Annotated in this window: 15 protein-coding genes and 1 tRNA gene; 2 read left to right on the top strand and 14 right to left on the bottom strand. The window is 59.7% G+C overall.

Annotated features, from left to right (window positions below; all coding sequences use genetic code 11):
- Window positions 1-42 precede the first annotated feature (42 nt).
- A complete protein-coding gene (locus ACWNRM_RS03160; protein ID WP_485169453.1) occupies window positions 43-753 on the top strand; it encodes a bacteriorhodopsin in 711 nt (236 codons plus the stop codon).
- A gap of 16 nt (window positions 754-769) precedes the next feature.
- Window positions 770-1,720 carry a Brp/Blh family beta-carotene 15,15'-dioxygenase gene (locus ACWNRM_RS03155; protein ID WP_485169452.1) on the top strand — a complete coding sequence of 317 codons (951 nt, stop codon included), beginning with the start codon at window positions 770-772 and terminating at the stop codon, window positions 1,718-1,720.
- Here the strand turns inward: ACWNRM_RS03155 and recO are convergent.
- The 14 genes from recO to lon form a co-directional block, all read right to left on the bottom strand.
- On the bottom strand, window positions 1,668-2,444 hold the full coding sequence (gene recO / locus ACWNRM_RS03150; RefSeq protein ID WP_485169451.1) for a DNA repair protein RecO: 777 nt from the start codon (window positions 2,442-2,444) through the stop codon (window positions 1,668-1,670). The two genes, ACWNRM_RS03155 and recO, sit on opposite strands and share 53 nt — an antisense overlap.
- Window positions 2,445-2,477: 33 nt before the next feature.
- Window positions 2,478-3,383, bottom strand: a complete 906-nt coding sequence (tsf, locus tag ACWNRM_RS03145) for a translation elongation factor Ts (RefSeq protein ID WP_023977481.1) — start codon at window positions 3,381-3,383, stop codon at window positions 2,478-2,480.
- A 208-nt stretch (window positions 3,384-3,591) separates the two neighbouring features.
- Window positions 3,592-4,374 carry a 30S ribosomal protein S2 gene (gene rpsB, locus ACWNRM_RS03140; protein WP_035439212.1) on the bottom strand — a complete coding sequence of 261 codons (783 nt, stop codon included), beginning with the start codon at window positions 4,372-4,374 and terminating at the stop codon, window positions 3,592-3,594.
- 337 nt (window positions 4,375-4,711) lie between these two features.
- Entirely contained in the window at window positions 4,712-5,029 is a 318-nt protein-coding gene (locus ACWNRM_RS03135) for a hypothetical protein (RefSeq protein WP_485172147.1), read from the bottom strand.
- 227 nt (window positions 5,030-5,256) lie between these two features.
- A complete protein-coding gene (dnaE, locus tag ACWNRM_RS03130) occupies window positions 5,257-8,676 on the bottom strand; it encodes a DNA polymerase III subunit alpha (RefSeq protein WP_485169449.1) in 3,420 nt (1,139 codons plus the stop codon).
- A gap of 44 nt (window positions 8,677-8,720) precedes the next feature.
- Window positions 8,721-9,419, bottom strand: a complete 699-nt coding sequence (locus tag ACWNRM_RS03125) for an ABC transporter ATP-binding protein (protein ID WP_485169448.1) — start codon at window positions 9,417-9,419, stop codon at window positions 8,721-8,723.
- Window positions 9,412-10,659: a lipoprotein-releasing ABC transporter permease subunit gene (locus ACWNRM_RS03120; RefSeq protein ID WP_264815008.1), complete on the bottom strand. Its 1,248-nt coding sequence runs from the start codon at window positions 10,657-10,659 to the stop codon at window positions 9,412-9,414. Before ACWNRM_RS03120 ends, ACWNRM_RS03125 begins: the two co-directional genes overlap by 8 nt.
- Window positions 10,660-10,661: 2 nt before the next feature.
- The gene (gene proS, locus ACWNRM_RS03115; protein WP_485169447.1) at window positions 10,662-12,002 is read right to left on the bottom strand and encodes a proline--tRNA ligase; all 1,341 of its coding nucleotides are present in this window, start codon (window positions 12,000-12,002) and stop codon (window positions 10,662-10,664) included.
- Window positions 12,003-12,072: 70 nt separating this feature from the next.
- Window positions 12,073-13,719 (bottom strand): ribonuclease J, encoded by a 1,647-nt coding sequence (locus ACWNRM_RS03110; protein ID WP_485169446.1) that lies wholly within the window; start codon window positions 13,717-13,719, stop codon window positions 12,073-12,075.
- Window positions 13,720-13,753: 34 nt separating this feature from the next.
- On the bottom strand, window positions 13,754-14,545 hold the full coding sequence (locus ACWNRM_RS03105; protein ID WP_485169445.1) for a type III pantothenate kinase: 792 nt from the start codon (window positions 14,543-14,545) through the stop codon (window positions 13,754-13,756).
- A 10-nt stretch (window positions 14,546-14,555) separates the two neighbouring features.
- Window positions 14,556-15,296, bottom strand: a complete 741-nt coding sequence (locus ACWNRM_RS03100) for a biotin--[acetyl-CoA-carboxylase] ligase (RefSeq protein WP_485169444.1) — start codon at window positions 15,294-15,296, stop codon at window positions 14,556-14,558.
- Window positions 15,297-15,318: 22 nt separating this feature from the next.
- A tRNA-Val gene (locus ACWNRM_RS03095) sits at window positions 15,319-15,393 on the bottom strand.
- 47 nt (window positions 15,394-15,440) lie between these two features.
- Window positions 15,441-15,725 carry an HU family DNA-binding protein gene (locus ACWNRM_RS03090; RefSeq protein WP_485169443.1) on the bottom strand — a complete coding sequence of 95 codons (285 nt, stop codon included), beginning with the start codon at window positions 15,723-15,725 and terminating at the stop codon, window positions 15,441-15,443.
- A 245-nt stretch (window positions 15,726-15,970) separates the two neighbouring features.
- On the bottom strand, window positions 15,971-18,436 hold the full coding sequence (lon, locus tag ACWNRM_RS03085; RefSeq protein WP_485169442.1) for an endopeptidase La: 2,466 nt from the start codon (window positions 18,434-18,436) through the stop codon (window positions 15,971-15,973).
- Between the last annotated feature and the right edge of the window lie 12 nt (window positions 18,437-18,448).

The raw sequence follows: 18,448 nt of genomic DNA, 5'->3' as shown, positions 1-18,448 counted from the left end.
GCACCGTTCATCGCTCTCCTCATCTCGTGAAAGACAGCGATAATGACCCTGACGGTTCTCTGGCTGACGGCCCTGATCATGTTTGCCGGTGGGACGGCACTATTGCTGCTTGGCAAGCGGCGCACCGAAACCGAAGGGGTGATGAGTCTTGCTCACGGCATCGTCCCCATCATCGCAGGCTGCCTGTATGTCGCCATGGCGACAGGTCAGGGGGCAATGCTTCTGCCGACAGACGCCACACTCGCCGGCGCCGCAAACACGACCCGTATTTTCTGGTTCGGCCGCTACATTGACTGGGTGTTCACTACGCCGCTCCTGCTTGTCGCACTCGGGTTTCTCGGCATGTTCCGCGGACGCAAACGTGGCGATCTGCTGCTGGGCGCGGTCGCTGCGGATGTCATCATGATCATCACCGCGTTTGCTTTCAGTGCCTCGGAGAATGTGGTCAGCCGCTGGATCTGGTTCGTGCTCTCCTGCGTGGCGTTTCTCGGTGTATATTATGTCATCTGGGTCTCGCAGCTTCAGGCCAACCGCCTCGAACGGCCCGAGGTGCAGACGGCCTACATCCGCAGCGCCACAATCCTCTCGGTGCTCTGGATGGTCTATCCGATCATTCTCGCGCTTTCTCCTGATGGCCTTGGAATCGTACCGGACTCGGCAAGCGTGCTTATCATCGCGGTTACGGATGTTCTGGCGAAGGTCGGGTTTGGCTTCCTTAGCCTGTCTGATGATCGCAAACTGACCACCATCTGATGGATCTTGGCCCGGCATGGCACTCATGACACTGACCGGGCCACGCAATCTCTTTGCCCTGTTCTATTGGGGCAGTGCGGGCTTCAGCGCCGCTGCGGCGCTCCTCACCGGCAATGTGCTGGTCGGTCTCGTCACCATCATTATCTTTGGGCTGCCGCATGGTGCACTTGATGGAGAGATGGCACGACAAGCGCTGCGCCCCCGTTTCCAGTATCTCTGGTTTCCCGTTTTTGCGTTACCTTATCTCGTGCTCGTCGAGCTCGTACTCGTCGCCTGGCATGTCGTGCCCTTCATCACGCTCAATCTGTTTCTGGCTCTGTCCATCTGGCATTTTGGCAGTGAGATGCGTGACGACGGTGCTTCGCTGTTGAGTGGTTTTGTTCTTGGGGGCGCCCCCCTGATCCTGCCCTGCGTGTTCCAGCCAGAAGCTACGGCGGCGCTACTGAACGCCATGGCACCGCCTGTTCATCTCGTTGTGCCGCCATCATGGCTGATCGTCCTGTTTCCCGTCTGGGCCCTCTGCGCGAGTGCGTGGCTGGGTGCAAGCCCTCCCGCAATGCGTATGACACGCTTGTGGTCGCTGCTCGGGCTGATTGCCCCATTCGCAATATTGCCACCGCTGCAGGCGTTCATGATCTACTTCGTGTTCCAGCATGCGCCTGCGCATATCGCCTCACTGGTGGCAGATTATCGCTGGAGCCGTCTCGGTTCACCGTGTGACGCTCTCTATCGCAGCCTGCCACTCACACTCGCCTCACTGGGCATCGGGGCGGTCATGGTGCCGTTCTACACAGGACCGTTGGTGCCAAGACTGGTGGCTGTGACCTTCCAGCTTCTGGCCGCTTTGACCCTGCCTCACATGATATTCGATTATCTGATCGGAAGGGCCCCGGCGCTTAGCGAAGCGCGAATACCTATGCCGGGGGATTTTTCTGCACGGCCCCACGTGCATCGGCCAGTGCCCTGACACGCATCTCCAAACGCTCGCGCGCACCGGGAACAGGTTTGTGCTGGGAGCCGAAAAGATGGCGTGAGAGAAAATGCCCCGTCAGCGCCAGTCCCTCAGCCCAGAGGGCGGGATCATCGCCATCATCCTCAACCCCGTGCGGGGTCAGATAATGAGGCAATGGCAGGAGACGATCGACCCACTGCCCGGCGGCATCGCGGCTTACAGCGCGTCCCGTTCGCGGTGAGACAAAGGCGAGATCAGTCGTTGCACCTGAGATCGCGCAGCAATCGAGCGTCAGTCCATAACCTAGCGTCGCAAGCAACGCGGTTTCCCAGCGCACATAATCCACCACCGGGGCAGGATCGGACAGCACACAGAAGGCCGCGAGATCGCGCACGGTCTGGAGAAAGAAATCCGGATGAGGCTCGCGGTCCGGCAAGGCAGCATCGGCCAGTTCGGCGGCTGACTGAACCAGAGCGAGTTGCAGAGGGCGGTCCAGTAGCCTGACGGCTGTTTCCTGAACCATTTCACCGCTCAGATGCCCGAGCTGATCGGACAGGCGGGAGGCATAACGGGCAAGTATCAGATTACCCGGCTGCCAGAGCACGGCCTGACGTCGTGACGAGCCGCCACGCACCAGACCGGCAATGCGTCCATACTCTTCCGTGAAGAGATGGACCACAGCGCCGCCCTCGCCGTAGCGCCGGGCGGAGAGGACGATTGCAGCACATTCGAAATTCATGTGCTGCAACCAGTCCCGTGATCGTATGACCGATCAGGCGCCAGCGGCAGCGGCCACTTCGGCAGCAAAGTCGCTGGTTTCCTTCTCAATGCCTTCGCCGAGCTGGAAGCGCTCGAAAGCGATCAGTTTGGCGCCGGCCTTCTCGACAACCTTGGACACGCGGGTTTCACCGTCATGCACCCAGACCTGCTCCAGAAGAACGACTTCTTCGTAGAACTTGCGGATACGGCCTTCGATCATCTTCTCGATGATGGCCTCCGGCTTGCCGGACTCACGAGCCTGCTCGATCAGAACCTGGCGCTCACGCTCCAGAGCTTCCGGATCGACGCTGGCAACTTCCAGAGCAGCCGGACGCGTTGCGGCAACATGCATGCCGATCTGGCGGCCCAGAGTCAGCAGGGCTTCGGATTCCGACGGGGCTTCAACCGCAGCGAGAACGCCGATCTTGCCAACGCCCGGACGCAGCGCGCCATGCACGTAGGAAGCAACGATGCCCGAAGGAACGGTCAGAACCTTGGCGCGACGCAGCGACATGTTCTCACCGATCGTGGCGATCAGGTGGGTCAATTCTTCGGCAACCGTGCGGCCCGTAGGCAGCTTGGCCTGCGACAGGGTGTCGAGATCGTCACCGGCATCGAGTGCAGCATGAGCCACGGACTCAACGAATGCCTGGAAGGCTTCGTTACGACCCACGAAATCGGTCTCGGCATTGACTTCGACCATGGCGGCCTTGTTCTTGCCCGAAGCAACGGCCACGAGGCCTTCAGCCGTGGTGCGGCCCGACTTCTTGGCAGCCTGCGACAGACCCTTGGCGCGCAGCCAGTCGATGGCGGCATCCATGTCGCCAGCAGCTTCCGTGAGAGCCTTCTTGCAGTCCATCATGCCAGCGCCAGTCTTCTCGCGCAGGTCACGGACGAGGGCAGCAGTGATTTCCGCCATGTTCAAAACTCCTCTTGAGCATTGTCCCGTCAGACCCGATCGGCTGACCGGATGACAATACTCGCCACAATAAAGAACCTGAGCCCCTTCCCGCATCCCGAAAGCGCGGGGCAGGCTCTAGGAACGAAACGGCGCGCCGCAGCTTTTCAGCCGGGCACGCCAGAAATTCCGAATGCCTGGGGAGACCTCACGATCTCCCGCACGCATCTCAGGCTTCAGCCGGAGCTTCTGCCGTGGTCTCTTCAACAACCGTCTCGACCGGCAGTTCTTCAGACGCGCCGAAATCGGCACCCGAAGCAGCCATTTCAGCCGAGATACCATCGAGCACGGCCTGCGACACGAGGTCGCAATAGGTGGTGATGGCGCGGATGGCGTCGTCATTGCCCGGAATCGGGTAGGTCACGCCAGCCGGGTTGGAGTTGCTGTCGAGAACGGCAACAACCGGAATGCCAAGCTTGTTGGCTTCCTCAACCGCCAGCTTCTCCTTGTTCGTGTCGATCACGAACAGGATGTCCGGCAGACCGCCCATTTCCTTGATGCCGCCGAGCGAACGCTCAAGCTTCTCGCGGTCACGGGTGATGTCGAGGATTTCCTTCTTCGTCAGACCATGCGTGTCGCCGGAGAGCATCTCGTCGATCTGGCGCAGGCGCTTGATCGAACCCGTGATGGTCTTCCAGTTGGTCAGCATACCGCCGAGCCAGCGATGGTTGACGTAGTACTGACCGCAACGTGTTGCAGCTTCAGCCACATGCTCGGCAGCAGCGCGCTTGGTGCCGACGAACAGCACGCGACCGCCACCGGCCACCGTGTTGCGAACGGCCTGCAGGGCGCGATCGAGCATCGGAACGGTCTGCTGCAGGTCGATGATGTGAACCTGGTTGCGGACACCGAACAGATACGGTGCCATCGCCGGGTTCCAGCGACGCGTGTGGTGACCAAAGTGAACGCCGGCTTCGAGCAGCTGACGCATGGTGAATTCAGGCATCGCCATGATGCAAATTCCTGTTCTTCTGGTTGTGCCTCCGTATGACATTGCGCGTTTTCACGGGCACCAGAGAGTCTGTCGTCATACGTGCGAATTGCCTCACTCCCCAGCCGACACCGCCGTCAGAAAAGCCAGACGGGCGCGGTATCGCCTTTTTTGCCACAAAAGGCAAGGAACAAGATGATCTGTATCCCGGCACCTGACCGGCATCGGTAATTCCAACCAGTGATCCAGATCCGTTGGGTGGGCGATTTATAGAAGCGATTAGCGAAACAGACCGACCCCAGCGGGAGATTCGACACTCAGCTCCGGCGCGCCATTCTCGATTGAGTCGTGTTGCTTGTCACTCAGGCCGACCAGCCCAGGCCGCCATATCACGCAAGGTCTGCTCGAACCGGTCGGGACTCAATCGCAGATCAATGACATCGCGCATCTCGCCCCGATCGTTGATAAGGCAACCGCATCCCGCGCCTAAAGAATGCAAGCCCGGTGGAACTTCGATTTCTTTTTTCCAGAAAAAGACCCAAAATCGGTCGGATGAAATGAAATACTCATCCAGAAGGACCTCTTTTCCTCTCATCTCGGCACTTTGTTGGACGCGTTTTGTGAGCCGCTCATGCGCGAGACCCCGCGCCTGTTCGTAGGTCAATCTTTCAGACAATGCCGAACCTCTTTGCAGAAAAGTGACCAACAGGCCCTTCTGATATCCCCGTCATGATCGCAAACTTAGACCGAATAGATCGATTGGAAGTAAAGATTTCACGATAAGGATATTATCGTTTCAAACAAATCCAGATGTCCATATCGAGTTCGTGTAAAGTTCGTGCCTGCCCCAGCAAGATCAGGCATCGATTTCAATAGGATGACAACTGCCTTTTTACCGTTACCCTAGAGATGATCGATACGCGATACCCCGTGAATGGTGCGCAATTGTTCGCCCAGTCGTGGCGTGACCGGGAAGTGTCCGGTCAGGGTCACCTCCACAGCCTTGGTCTCGTCCACGGCTGGCACCAACACGATCTTGCCGCGCCCCCTGCCCTGGCTGCTTAGCAAGTCGCGCACTTTCGTCACCGCTGAAGCCTCGCTGATCCATACGCGCATCTCCGAGCTTTCCTGCGCTGCTGCTTTTTCCAGATCCATCACGTCATTGGCCGTTATGCGTAGTGCATCGCCCTCAAGCTTGAGATCAGCCGTCACCATCACGGCCTGACCGGCCACCAGCAGGTCGCGGCAACGCGACAGCACTTCCGAGAACAGGGTCACTTCGCAACCACCCGTCGCATCGGAGAGGCGTACCCACGCCATCTTGCTACCGCTCTTGGTAGGGCGCTCCTTCTTGTCGACCACGCAGCCCGCAATACGCACGCGATAGGACCCGTTTTCGGCAGCGGTCATGAGGTTTTGTGACGTCAGCACATTGGCCCGCTTGAGGACCGAGCGATAGGCATCCAGCGGGTGCGCGGACATGTGGAATCCGATCGCCTCGGCCTCCGCGGCCAGACGTTCGAATTCGGGCCAGTATGGGGCTTCGGCCAGGCGCAGCTCCTCGGGCTCGGCCGAGGCACCGAACAGGCCGATCTGGCCGGATGCCGCCTCCTGCGCGTCGGATTGCGCACGACGCATGATGATTTCAGAGCTGGCAAAGACGATATGACGCGGCTTGTCGAGGGAGTCGAAAGCTCCCGCCTTGGCCAGATTTTCGATCTGGATCTTGTTGAGCTGCTTGGCATCACAACGTGCAGCCAGATCGGCAAGACTGGCAAAAGGCTTGTCGCCACGTGCCTCCACAATGGCCTGCATGGCCGAGAACCCGACGCGCTTGACGGCAGCCAAAGCGTAGCGGATGGCCCAGCTTCCGTCCTCCTGCTTTTCGAGCGAGAAATCAGCCTTCGAGCGATTGATGTCGACGGGAAGCACCTTGATTTTCATCCGACGCGCTTCCTGACATAGCGAGGCCAGCTTGTCCGTCTTTTCGCGGGCGAGCGACATGCATCCGGCAAGAAACGCCACCGGATGGTTCGCCTTCATCCAAGCCGTCTGATACGAGACAAGCGCATAGGCGGCGGCGTGGGATTTGTTGAAGCCGTAATCGGCAAAACGCGCCATGAGGTCGAACACCTCGGCAGCCTTTTCAGGGGTGATCCCGCGTCCGGTCGCACCCTTGACGAAGATCTCGCGCTGCGTGTCCATCTCGGCGCGGATTTTCTTGCCCATGGCGCGACGCAGCAGATCAGCGCCGCCCAGGCTGTACCCGGCCATTTTCTGCGCGATCTGCATGACCTGTTCCTGATAGACCATGATGCCATAGGTCTCGGACAGGATATCGCGAATTTCCTCATGGGGCGGCTCCCATGAAGCACCGTGCTTGCGCGCGCAGTAATCGGGGATATTGGCCATCGGCCCCGGACGGTAGAGCGCCACAGCCGCAATCAGGTCCTCAAGCCTTGTCGGGCGCATCTGCTTGAGCACGTCGCGCATGCCTGCGCCTTCAAACTGGAACACGCCGCCCGCATCGCCACGGGCCAGCATGTCGTAGGTAGGCGCGTCGTCCAGAGGCAGGGTGGCCAGATCGACCTCGATGCCCTGTTGCGCGATGAAATTGATCCCGCGCTTGAGAATGGTGAGCGTGGTCAGGCCGAGGAAGTCGAACTTCACCAACCCGGCCTGCTCCACGAATTTCATGTTGTACTGCGTGACCAGCATATCGCTTTTGGGATCGCGATAGAGCGGCACAAGCTCGACCAGTTCACGATCGCCGATCACCACACCCGCCGCGTGAGTTGACGCGTGGCGATAGAGCCCTTCGAGCTGCAACGCGATTTCCATCAGGCGACGCAGCGCCTCGTCGTTCTCGCGCATTTCCTGCAGGCGCGGCTCGCCATCGATCGCCTGTTTGAGCGTAACAGGCTTGGCCGGGTTGTTCGGGATCAACTCAGCCACGCGGTTGACCATACCAAAAGGCAGGCCGAGCACGCGCCCCACATCGCGCACGGCGGCGCGCGCCTGAAGCTTACCGAAGGTGATGATCTGCGCCACGCGCTCGCCACCATATTCGGTGCGCACGTAGCGGATCACCTCGTCGCGCCGGTCCTGACAGAAATCGATATCGAAGTCAGGCATCGAGACGCGTTCGGGATTCAGAAAGCGCTCGAAGAGCAGGTTGAACGGCAGCGGATCGATATCGGTGATGGTGAGCGCCCAGGCCACGAGAGAGCCTGCCCCCGACCCACGCCCCGGCCCGACCGGGATATCATGTTCCTTCGCCCATTGGATGAAGTCGGCCACAATCAGGAAGTAACCGGGAAAGCCCATACGCCCGATGATGCCGAGTTCCATTTCCAGACGCTCCTCATAGCGTCTGCGCGTGTCGTCATCGACCTCCATACGGGACAGGCGCTGGCGTAGCCCCTCCTCTGACATCGCGCGGAGGGTTTCCTCCTCGGTCGCTCCCTCATTGACCTTGGGACAGACCGGCAAGAGCGGCGGACGGGTCGAGACCTTCACCGCGCAGCGCTGCGCGATCATGAGCGTATTGTCACAGGCCTCCGGCAGATCGGCAAAAAGCGCACGCATGGCATCGGGCGATTTGAACCAGTGCTCCGGCGTAACCCGCCAGCGCTCCTGCTCCGCCATGGTGCGTCCCTGCGCGATGCAGAGCAACGCATCATGGGCCTCATGCATGGCCGGTTTGGAGAAAAAGCACTCATTGGTGGCGACCAAAGGTAGCCCCAGACGGTCAGCAGCGGCGATCATGCCGGGCTCAACGGCTTTCTCTTCAGGCAGACCATGGCGATGCAGCTCGACAGCCATATGAGCGCCGAAGCTCTCCTGCAAACGGCGCAGCAGCGTCATGGCCTGGTCTTCCTGCCCCTCGGCAAGCAGGCGGAATAATGGCCCACGCGTCCCGCCGGTCAGCAGAAAGAGCCCGTCTGCATGAGCGCAGAGAGTCTCAAGCAGAATGGCTGGGTCGGAAGGATCGCCCTTGAGGAATCCCTCGGATGAGAGGAACTGCAGATTGGCAAGCCCCGCCTCATTGCGGGCCAGCGCCACCATGGGCTCTGATGGAGCGCCGGGCTTGTCGCTGCGCGATGGCAATGCGAGCTGGCAGCCGATGATGGGCTGCACGCCTTTGCCCGTGCAGTACTGCGAGAATTCCAGCGCCCCGAAGAGATTGCCCGTATCCGTCAACGCCACGGCAGGCATGGCGGATTCAGCAGCCAGAGCCACCAGATCGGGTATGCGTATCGCCCCCTGGCTCAGCGAATAGGCAGAGTGATTACGAAGATGAACAAAGGGGGCATGGGACATGGGTCATGGTTTATCAGACCCGAACGCCCCCTTCATCTCTTTCTTTATCGCGAGATGATGCGCCCATTACGCAGGGTCACGACACGATCCATACGCGATGCAAGCTCCTCGTTATGGGTTGCAATCAACGCGCCCACATTCTCGCTACGAACCGCATGCAGCAACTCGTCAAACACGGCATCGGAAGTATGCACATCCAGATTGCCAGTCGGTTCGTCAGCCAGAAGAAGCTTCGGCCGGTTGGCCAGAGCACGAGCGATAGCCACGCGCTGCTTCTCTCCACCCGAGAGCTTGCCTGGCAAATTATGCAGCCGATGCGCCAGCCCGAAACGCGTCAGAAGATCGGTCGCGCGTGCTGTCGCATCGCGGAGGGAAACGCCTGCAATATGCTGGGGAAGTACCACGTTCTCCAGCGCCGTGAATTCGGCCAGCAGATGATGGAACTGATAGACGAAACCCACTTCGTCGCGTCGTATCTGCGTGCGTGCCGTGTCCGACAGGAAGGCCGTGTCGTGCCCGGCAATGCGCACCCTGCCTTCCTGCGGGCCTTCCAGCAGACCCGCAATATGAAGCAGTGTCGATTTGCCCGTACCGCTGGGCGCAACAAGAGCCACGATCTCTCCGGGGAACAGATCGAAAGACGCGCCCTTCAGGATTTCGAGCGTCTCTTCGCCGGAGCGGAAACGACGCGTGACATCCGTCAGGGAAAGGACCGGAGCGGCTGGGGGGGGTGTCTCACTCATGGCGCAGCGCCTCGATCGGATCGGTCTTGGCCGCGCGCCAGGACGGGTAAAGCGTTGCGACAAAAGACAGGGCAAGCGCCATGACCATAACCTCGATGACCTGCGACCAGATCAGCTTGGCTGGCAGATGTTCGAGATAATAGAATTCCGGGTTGAACAGGCTGGTATGGGTCAGATGCTCCACACCGTGCTGGATGCGCTCGATGTTCAGGCAGAATACGACCCCGATTCCGAAACCGATCAGCGTGCCGGACACACCGACCGAGGCACCGCACATCAGGAAGATGCGCATGACGGCACCGCGGCTGGCGCCCAACGTACGCAGCACCGCGATGTCGCGCGTCTTGTCCTTGACCATCATGATCATGGAGGAAATGACGTTGAATGCGGCCACCAGAATGATCAACGTGAGAATGAGGAACATCACGTTCTGCTGCACGGTCAGAGCGCCCAGAAACGCGTTATTACTCTGGGTCCAGTCCATCACGCGCAGCCTGGGATCATCCAGTCGCTGGGCAATGGCGCGTGTGACAGGCGTAACCTCGAGCGGGTCGCGGGTCGCCACCTGAATGAGCGATACCGCGCCGGGCATCATCAGATAGCGCTGTGAGGCTTCCATTGGCATGAGGACAACGCTGGTATCGTAGTCGTTGACGCCCGCATCGAAAATCATGACGACATGATAGGCCTTGACGCGCGGCATGTTCCCGAACGGTGTCGCACGGCCATTCAACGAAACAACCGTCAGCTTGCTGCCCACACTCAATCCGGCACGTGCGGCCAGAGTCGTGCCGATCGCAATGGCATCGTCACCCTTGAAATCATCCAGCTTGCCGTCGGTGATATTATCGCTCAGGGCATGCAGATCGCGAAGGTCGGAAGGCAAAATCCCGCGTACCACGCCGCCCGTCGAATAATTCCCGGCATCGATGAGCACGGTCCCCTCGGTCATGGGCGTGACACGGGTGACGTTTTTGACCTCACGTATGGCAACAACATCATCCTGATAATTGGTGATGCTGTGCCCTGCGCTGAAAATGTTCAGATCGCCATTCAGCCCAAGCACGCGGCCCATCAGATCAGCGCGAAACCCGTTCATCACCGCCATGACGATGATGAGGGTGGCGACCCCCAGTGCGATACCGATGAGCGAGAAAATCGCGATGATGGAAACGAAGCGTTCTCCGCGACGGGCGCGCAGATAGCGCCCCGCCACCACGCGCTCGAAGCGGTTGAACATGATCAGGCAGCGCCTTTGCCTGCTGCATCAGTGCCCAGCACCTTCGCGAGCGCTTCTTCCACTGTCAGCTCGAAGCGCTCGCCTGTCGCACGGCGCTTGAGCTCGACCTTGCCTTCCTTCGCACCACGCGGACCGACGATCATCTGCCAGGGATGGCCCATCAGATCGGCATCGTTGAACTTCACGCCAGCGCGCTCGCCGCGATCGTCATAAAGGAATGCGTCGGGGGCTGCGGCATAGAGCTGCTCGCACAGCGCATCCACCGCTTCATCGCCGGGCTTGAGGCTCAGAATGGCAGCGCGATAGGGCGCGACCGAGTCCGGCCAGATGATACCGGCCTCGTCATGGCTGGCTTCGATAATGGCGCCGACGAGGCGCGACACACCGATGCCGTACGACCCCATCTCCGGGAAGAACTGGTTGCCATCAGCACCGCTGACCGAGATGCCCATGGATTCGGTATATTTGGTGCCGAAATAGAAGATATGTCCGACTTCGATACCGCGCCCTTCCCGGCGACGATCGGCAGGCACATCTTCCCACGCCTTTTCGTCATGCATCTCGTCAGTCGCGGCATAGAACTTCGTAACGCCGCTGAAAAACGACTCAAGGCTGGCATGGTCGGCAATATCGACGGCCTCATGAAGCCAGTCCTGCTCCTCAAGCGCTGCGTCGAAGAACACCCCGCTCTCGCCTGTCGGCGCCAGCACGAGGAATTCATGGCTCAGATCGCCACCGATCGGCCCGGTATCGGCCTTCATGGGGACCGCGCGCACGCCCAGACGCTGGAAGGTGCGCAGATAGGCCAGCATCATGCGACGATAGGCAGCAACAGCGTCCTCATAAGACGCATCAAAGGAATAGGCGTCCTTCATGAAGAACTCACGGCCGCGCATCACGCCAAAGCGCGGACGCAGCTCATCGCGGAACTTCCACTGCACGTGATACAGCGCCTGAGGCAGCTCACGGTAGGATTTGATGACCTGACCGAAAAGATCAGTGATCATTTCCTCATTGGTCGGTCCGTAGAGCAACTCGCGGTCCTGACGGTCGCGGATGCGCAGCATTTCGGGGCCGTAAGCGTCATAACGGCCAGAGCGCTTCCATAGCTCGGAAGACTGGACGGTCGGCATCAGCAATTCCTGCGCGCCGATGGCATTCTGCTCTTCCCGCACGATCTGCTCGATATTGCGTAACACGCGCAGACCAGCCGGCAGCCAGGCATAGATACCCGCCGACGTCTGACGCACAAGACCAGCGCGCAGCATCAGTCGATGCGAGGCAATCTGGGCCTCGGCAGGGACTTCTTTGAGGGTGGGCAGGAAACCGCGGGACAGACGCATCGTGTGTGACCGTTCTAGAAAAGAAAAATGGCGCGCCTGTTATGGCGCGTTCGTGGCAGACGCTGCGGGATCAGACCCGCAGCAGATGGACATCGACCAGAGGACGCTTCTGCAACTTGCGCCCCAGCGCGCGACGCAGCGCCGTCTTGGCCGCATCGCGGAAAGCATCGTCATCCTGACGCAGATCATCAGGGATCTCATCGATGGCATCGGCGAATTCTTCCGAAATGCGGGTGCTCTCGGGATCTTCCGATTCCAGCAGACCGGGCGCGCTGATCTTGGGCATGCCAATCACATAGCCCTCATCGTCAACCGCGAAGCTCGCGATGACCATGCCGTTGAACAGCATCTTGCGACGCGCCGCCAGAACGCCGCCGGTCATGGGCAGCAGACGCCCACCATCGAGCGCGAGACGACCCGTGGGGGCGGTATCCACCACCTCGGCGTGATCCGGGCCAAGGCGCAGCAGGTCACCATCCTCAAGCAGGATCGCCTCGGCCCCGGTTTCACGGGCGAGGGCTGCATGAGCCGTCAGGTGGCGCCATTCGCCGTGCGTCGGAACGCTCAGCTTGGGACGTACCAGGCTGTAGAGATGACGCAGATCATCTGCCGTGGCATGGCCCGACACATGAACCAGATGGTCCTTGTCGGTCAGCACAGTAGCGCCGCGACGGGTGAGATTATCCTGCACCGCCATGACCGCCTGCTCGTTGCCGGGGATCATGCGTGAGGAATAGATGACCGTGTCGCCCTCACCCAGCGAAATGTTCGGATGAACATCCGAGGCAATGCGCGACAGCGCCGAGCGGGGTTCGCCCTGGCTGCCTGTGATGATCATCAGCAGGCGGTTATCCGGAACCGCATTCGCTTCGCGCTCATCAAGGAAGGGCGGGATATCCCTCAGATAGCCGCACTCGCGGGCCGCAACCTCAAGATTGCGCAGCGAGCGTCCGACCACCATGACCTGGCGCCCGGCCGCCTTGGCCGCACGCGCTATGCTCTCCACACGTGCCACGTTGCTGGCAAAACAGGTAATGGCGACACGGCCGTGCAACGTCTTGATCAGATCGGCCATGGAATCACGTACCTGGCCTTCCGTACCGGAAATCCCGTCACGGAAGACGTTGGTGCTGTCACACACCATGGCCAGAACACCCTCATCGCCCACCGCCTTGAAGGCGTCGAGATCCGTCAGAGGGCCAACCACCGGCTCACGATCGAGCTTGAGGTCGCCGGTGTGTACGATCGTTCCGTAAGGCGTGCGCAGAACGAGCGACTGCGCCTCGGGCACCGAATGGGTGACATTGATGAACTGAAGATCGAACGGCCCAACCGTAAAATGCCCGCCCATCGGGATGGTGTGGATCGTTACCTGCGAAAGCAGATGCGCTTCCCCCAGCTTGCGTCGAAGCACGGCGCTGGCAAAAGGCGTGGCGTAGATCGGGCAGCGCAGTTGCGGCCAGAGATGGGCCACAGCGCCCAGATGGTCTTCATGCGCATGCGTGATCACAAGGCCACACAGGCTCTTGTACCGCTCGGCAATGAAAAGCGGATCAGGCATGAGAATCTCGGCCTCGGGCGTATCATTACCCGAAAAACCGATACCGCAGTCGATGGCAAGCCACTTGCCGTCAAGGCAATAGAGATTGAAGTTCATTCCGATCTCGCCCGTCCCACCCAATGGCAGGAAGGCCAGACCTTTTTCAGTAATGCTCATAAATTAATCCTAGATAGAGACAAAAAATACACCTTCATCCTGGTGCCGGAATAAATTCGCCAATGGCATTGCGCGCAGCGAGCAAGCGCAGGCCATCCAGCGTGAGAGTTGGTGCGACGTGCTGGAACAGATCCGTTCCCTCAGAGAAGAGCGGGGCCAGTCCCCCTGTGGCAATCACCTTGATCGGTGTGGCCATCTCAAGCGCAATCCGCGAGACAATCCCTTCCACCAGACCGACATAACCCCAGAAAAGACCCGAACGCATGGCAACCGTCGTGCTGCGCCCGATAGCAGAAGACGGACGCCCGACACTGATGCGGGGCAGACGTGCTGCCGCCTGATGCAGGGCCTCGAGCGAGAGATTGACACCGGGTGCAATCGCGCCTCCACAAAAGGCGCCCTCGCTATCCACCACATCGAAAGTCGTCGCTGTGCCGAAATCGACCACCACAAGCGGGCCGCCGAAGAAATGCTGTGCAGCCAGACCGTTGAGCCGCCGATCCACGCCAACTTCGGCCGGGGTATCGACCTTGACGGGACATCCCCAGTCGAGCGCATTATTCGCGATCAGAGGCTCGATATCGAGCCATTCCCTGCACAGACGACGCAGATGATAGAGGGCGGCAGGCACAACCGTGCCAATGATCGCCCGCGATATCGCACGATGATTGAGATTGGATAATTTGATCAGGCCAAGAAGCCAGACGGCGTATTCGTCAGAGGTCCGCTGGTCATTTGTCGATATACGCCAGGTCCCGCGCCACTCCTTGCCGTCATGGACAGCAAAAACAATGTTCGTGTTACCGGCGTCGACAACGAGGAGCACAGACCGTCCTTCACCCAAGCAGTAGAATATCCCCCGCCGCGACCGTCTGAACCTCGTTCTGGTCGGTCTGCAAGACCAGCCGACCGCACTCATCGAGACCCGCGAAGAAACCCTCTATATAATCCCCACCCCTCTGAACCGCAAGCCGCGAACCCGGCTCATGCGCCCGATCAAGCCAGGCCTGCCGAATGGGCGCAAAGCCACGACGCTGCCAGAGATCGAACCAGAATGAGAAACACGTCAGTATCTGGCGGGCAAGAGCGGCAGGGTCGACCTGCCCTCCCAGCGCTGCGAGTGCGACCGTGCGGCGTCCTGCAATATCCGGCGCGGTCTTCAGATTGGCGCCAACGCCGATGACAATCCACTCATGATCTGCCACGCCACCACGCTCGATCAGTACGCCAGCCAGCTTGGCCCCATCACTCAGAATATCATTGGGCCATTTGATGCGCAGAGCAGCAGTTGGCACGCAGGCAGAGAGAGCGTCGTGAAGAGCCACAGCAACCATGAACGGCATGGCCTGCACAAGCTCGCTTATGCGAGGGTCACGACATATGAAGGAGAAAGAAAGGTTTCCCTCGGGGGCATCCCACTGGCGCCCACGCGTCCCGCGACCGGCCGTCTGACGATAAGCAAGAACAGCCCTGCCGTGGGCGGCACCGTTTTCCGCTGCAATTTTGCAAAAATCAGAAGTGGAACCGAGTGTCTCATGACACTCAAGGATCCAGCTGAAGCCTGGCTGGAAGCTCATTGATCTTCCAAAAGCTGAGGAATGGTGGGCGATGACGGGATTGAACCGCCGACCCTCTCGGTGTAAACGAGACGCTCTACCGCTGAGCTAATCGCCCTCAGGGCAGACGGTCGAATCGCCGCCTGCCGTGGGAGAGGGGATACGTTAACTTACGGCATCCTTCAAGCCCTTGCCGGGACGGAAACGTACAGAAACCGACGCGGGAATGTCGATTTCTTCCCCAGTGCGCGGGTTACGCCCTTTAGCAGCCTTGCGTGTTGTTGTTGCGAACGACCCAAATCCGACCAGACGCACTTCCTGCTTGCGTGCAAGCGCCTCCTCGATGCTTGCAAACAGCGCCTCGACGACATCCCCGGCCTTCGCCTTGGGCAGATCGGTCTTTTCTGCAACCGCAGCAATGAGCTCCTGCTTGTTCAGCGGCTTTTCCATCTCGTTTCCTCGCAGAGTTCCTGAATAACCGATCATCCGCCCACAGGCGGTGCTACAAGCAAGGCACTATGAAGGCGTTTTCCCTAACGTCAACAGCGCTGAGGCCCGCAAGCCGGGCGGTTTCACGCTTTGGCCCGCGCTGCGACTTTCCTGCCATGAATACGACAATGGCCGCCCCTTAAGGGCGGCCACCGCGTTAGTCTGGTCAATCTGATGAAATGGGGAGGATCACGCCTCCCCCACCCTCAATGAGGCAGCTGGCTGGAGAGATTGTCCTTCCCCAGCGTCGCCGGCACATCATCCTCTTCATCCCACTCAATTGCCTCCGGCGGCCGCACCAGTGCGGAAGCCAGAACCTGATCGACATGCGATACCGGGATGATCTTGAGCGCGTCCTTCACGTTGGCCGGGATCTCGGCAAGATCCTTCTCATTATCCTTGGGGATAAAGACCGTCGTGATACCGGCGCGTGTCGCAGCGAGCAGCTTTTCCTTCAGACCACCGATCTCGAGCACGCGTCCACGCAGGGTAATTTCCCCCGTCATCGCCACATCGCGACGGATCGGAATCCCCGTCATGACGCTGACAATCGACGTCGCCATCGCGACACCGGCAGACGGACCATCCTTTGGTGTTGCCCCTTCCGGGACATGTACGTGAATATCACGCTTTTCGAAGATCGTCGGCTTGATGCCAAAGGACTGGGCTCGTGAGCGCACATAGGAAACGGCCGCAGAAACACTCTCCTGCATGACCTCTCCCAGCTTGCCGGTTGCCTTTACGTGTCCCTTGCCGGGCAGCATCACGCTCTCGATCGTCAGGATCTCGCCGCCGACTTCCGTCCAGGCAAGGCCGGACACCATGCCGACCAGATCTTCGCTCTCTGTCTCGCCATGCTTGAAACGACGGATGCCAGAGAACTCGCCGAGATTTTCCGCCGTGACCGCAATGGTCTCGACGGAACTCGTCACAAGGCGCTTGACCACACGACGCGCGATCTTGGCGATTTCGCGCTCCAGATTACGCACGCCGGCTTCACGCGTGTAATGCTGGATCAGGCTGCGCAAGGCATCGTCGCTGATCGACCACTCATGCGGCTTCAGATTGTGCGCTTCCGCCTGCTTGCCCACCAGATGACGACGGGCAATCTCGACCTTCTCATCCTCGGTGTAGCCCGACAGACGGATGATCTCCATGCGATCCAGCAAAGGCTGGGGCATGTTGAGGCTGTTGGCCGTGGTCACGAACATCACGTCCGACAGATCATAATCGACCTCGAGATAATGATCGTTGAACGTGCTGTTCTGCTCCGGGTCCAGCACCTCAAGAAGCGCGGAGGACGGATCGCCGCGCCAGTCGGAGCCCATCTTGTCGATCTCGTCCAGGAGGAACAGCGGGTTTGACGTCTTGGCTTTCTTCATGCCCTGGACGATCTTGCCCGGCATCGAGCCGATATACGTACGACGATGGCCACGAATTTCGGACTCATCATGCACGCCACCCAGTGACATGCGCACATACTGACGGCCCGTTGCTTTCGCAATCGAGCGAGCCAGCGAGGTCTTGCCCACGCCCGGCGGTCCAACGAGGCACAGGATCGGCCCCTTGAGCTTCTGCGAGCGCGTCTGGACCGCGAGATATTCAAGGATGCGTTCCTTGACCTTCTCAAGACCATAATGCTCGGATTCGAGCACTTCCTCCGCTGCCCCAAAGTCGCGCGAGACCTTTGAGCGCTTTTTCCAGGGGATAGACAGGATCCAGTCGAGGTAGTTGCGCACCACTGTGGATTCAGCCGACATCGGGCTCATGCCGCGCAGCTTGCGCAATTCGCCGATAGCCTTCTCTCGGGCTTCCTTGCTCAGGCGGGTCTTGGCAATGCGTTCTTCGATTTCGGCGGTTTCATCGCGGCCGTCCTCACCCTCACCCAGTTCCTTCTGGATCGCCTTGAGTTGCTCGTTCAGATAGTATTCGCGCTGGGTCTTTTCCATCTGCCGCTTGACGCGGTTGCGGATTTTCTTTTCGACCTGCAGGACGCCGATTTCCTGCTCCATGTGAGCGAAAACCTGCTCCAGCCGCTTGCTGACCGAATTACCCTGCAGGATTTCCTGCTTCTCGGCAATTTTCAGGTTCAAATGGCTCGCAATCGTATCGGCCAGCTTCGAGAGGTCCTCGATCTGGTTGAGCGACACCATGACCTCAGGCGCGATCTTCTTGTTGAGCTTGATATACTGCTCAAATTGCGAGATCGCGGTGCGACCGAGCGCCTCAGCCTCGCTGCCCGTCTCGACCTCGTCCTGCACGTCCTCGATCTCGGCCTCGAAATGGCCGTCCACATCATGGAATTCCTTGATGCGGGCGCGGCGGATGCCCTCGACAAGAACCTTTACGGTGCCGTCGGGCAATTTCAGCAGTTGCAGGATCGTGGAGACGGTGCCGAAGCGATAGATATCCTCGGCTGGCGGATCATCCTGGGAGGCATTCTTCTGAGCGACGAGCAGGATCTGCTTGCTGTCACGCGTGACAGCTTCAAGCGCCCGAACAGATTTCTCGCGGCCAACGAAAAGCGGCACGATCATGTGGGGAAAAACGACGATATCGCGAAGAGGCAGGACAGCGATCGTCTCGACCGGCTTTGTCTTGGCTTTGGCCTCTTCCGCCTTTGCAGCAGTGTTCAGCTTGCTCGCCGCAGTTTTCCGCTTTTTCTCAGTCATGAAATTCTGATC

The sequence above is a fragment of the Asaia sp. A2 genome, assembly GCF_057319415.1.
The sequence above is the reverse complement of the archived record's forward strand: the minus strand, read 5'-3'. Positions and strand labels throughout refer to the sequence as shown.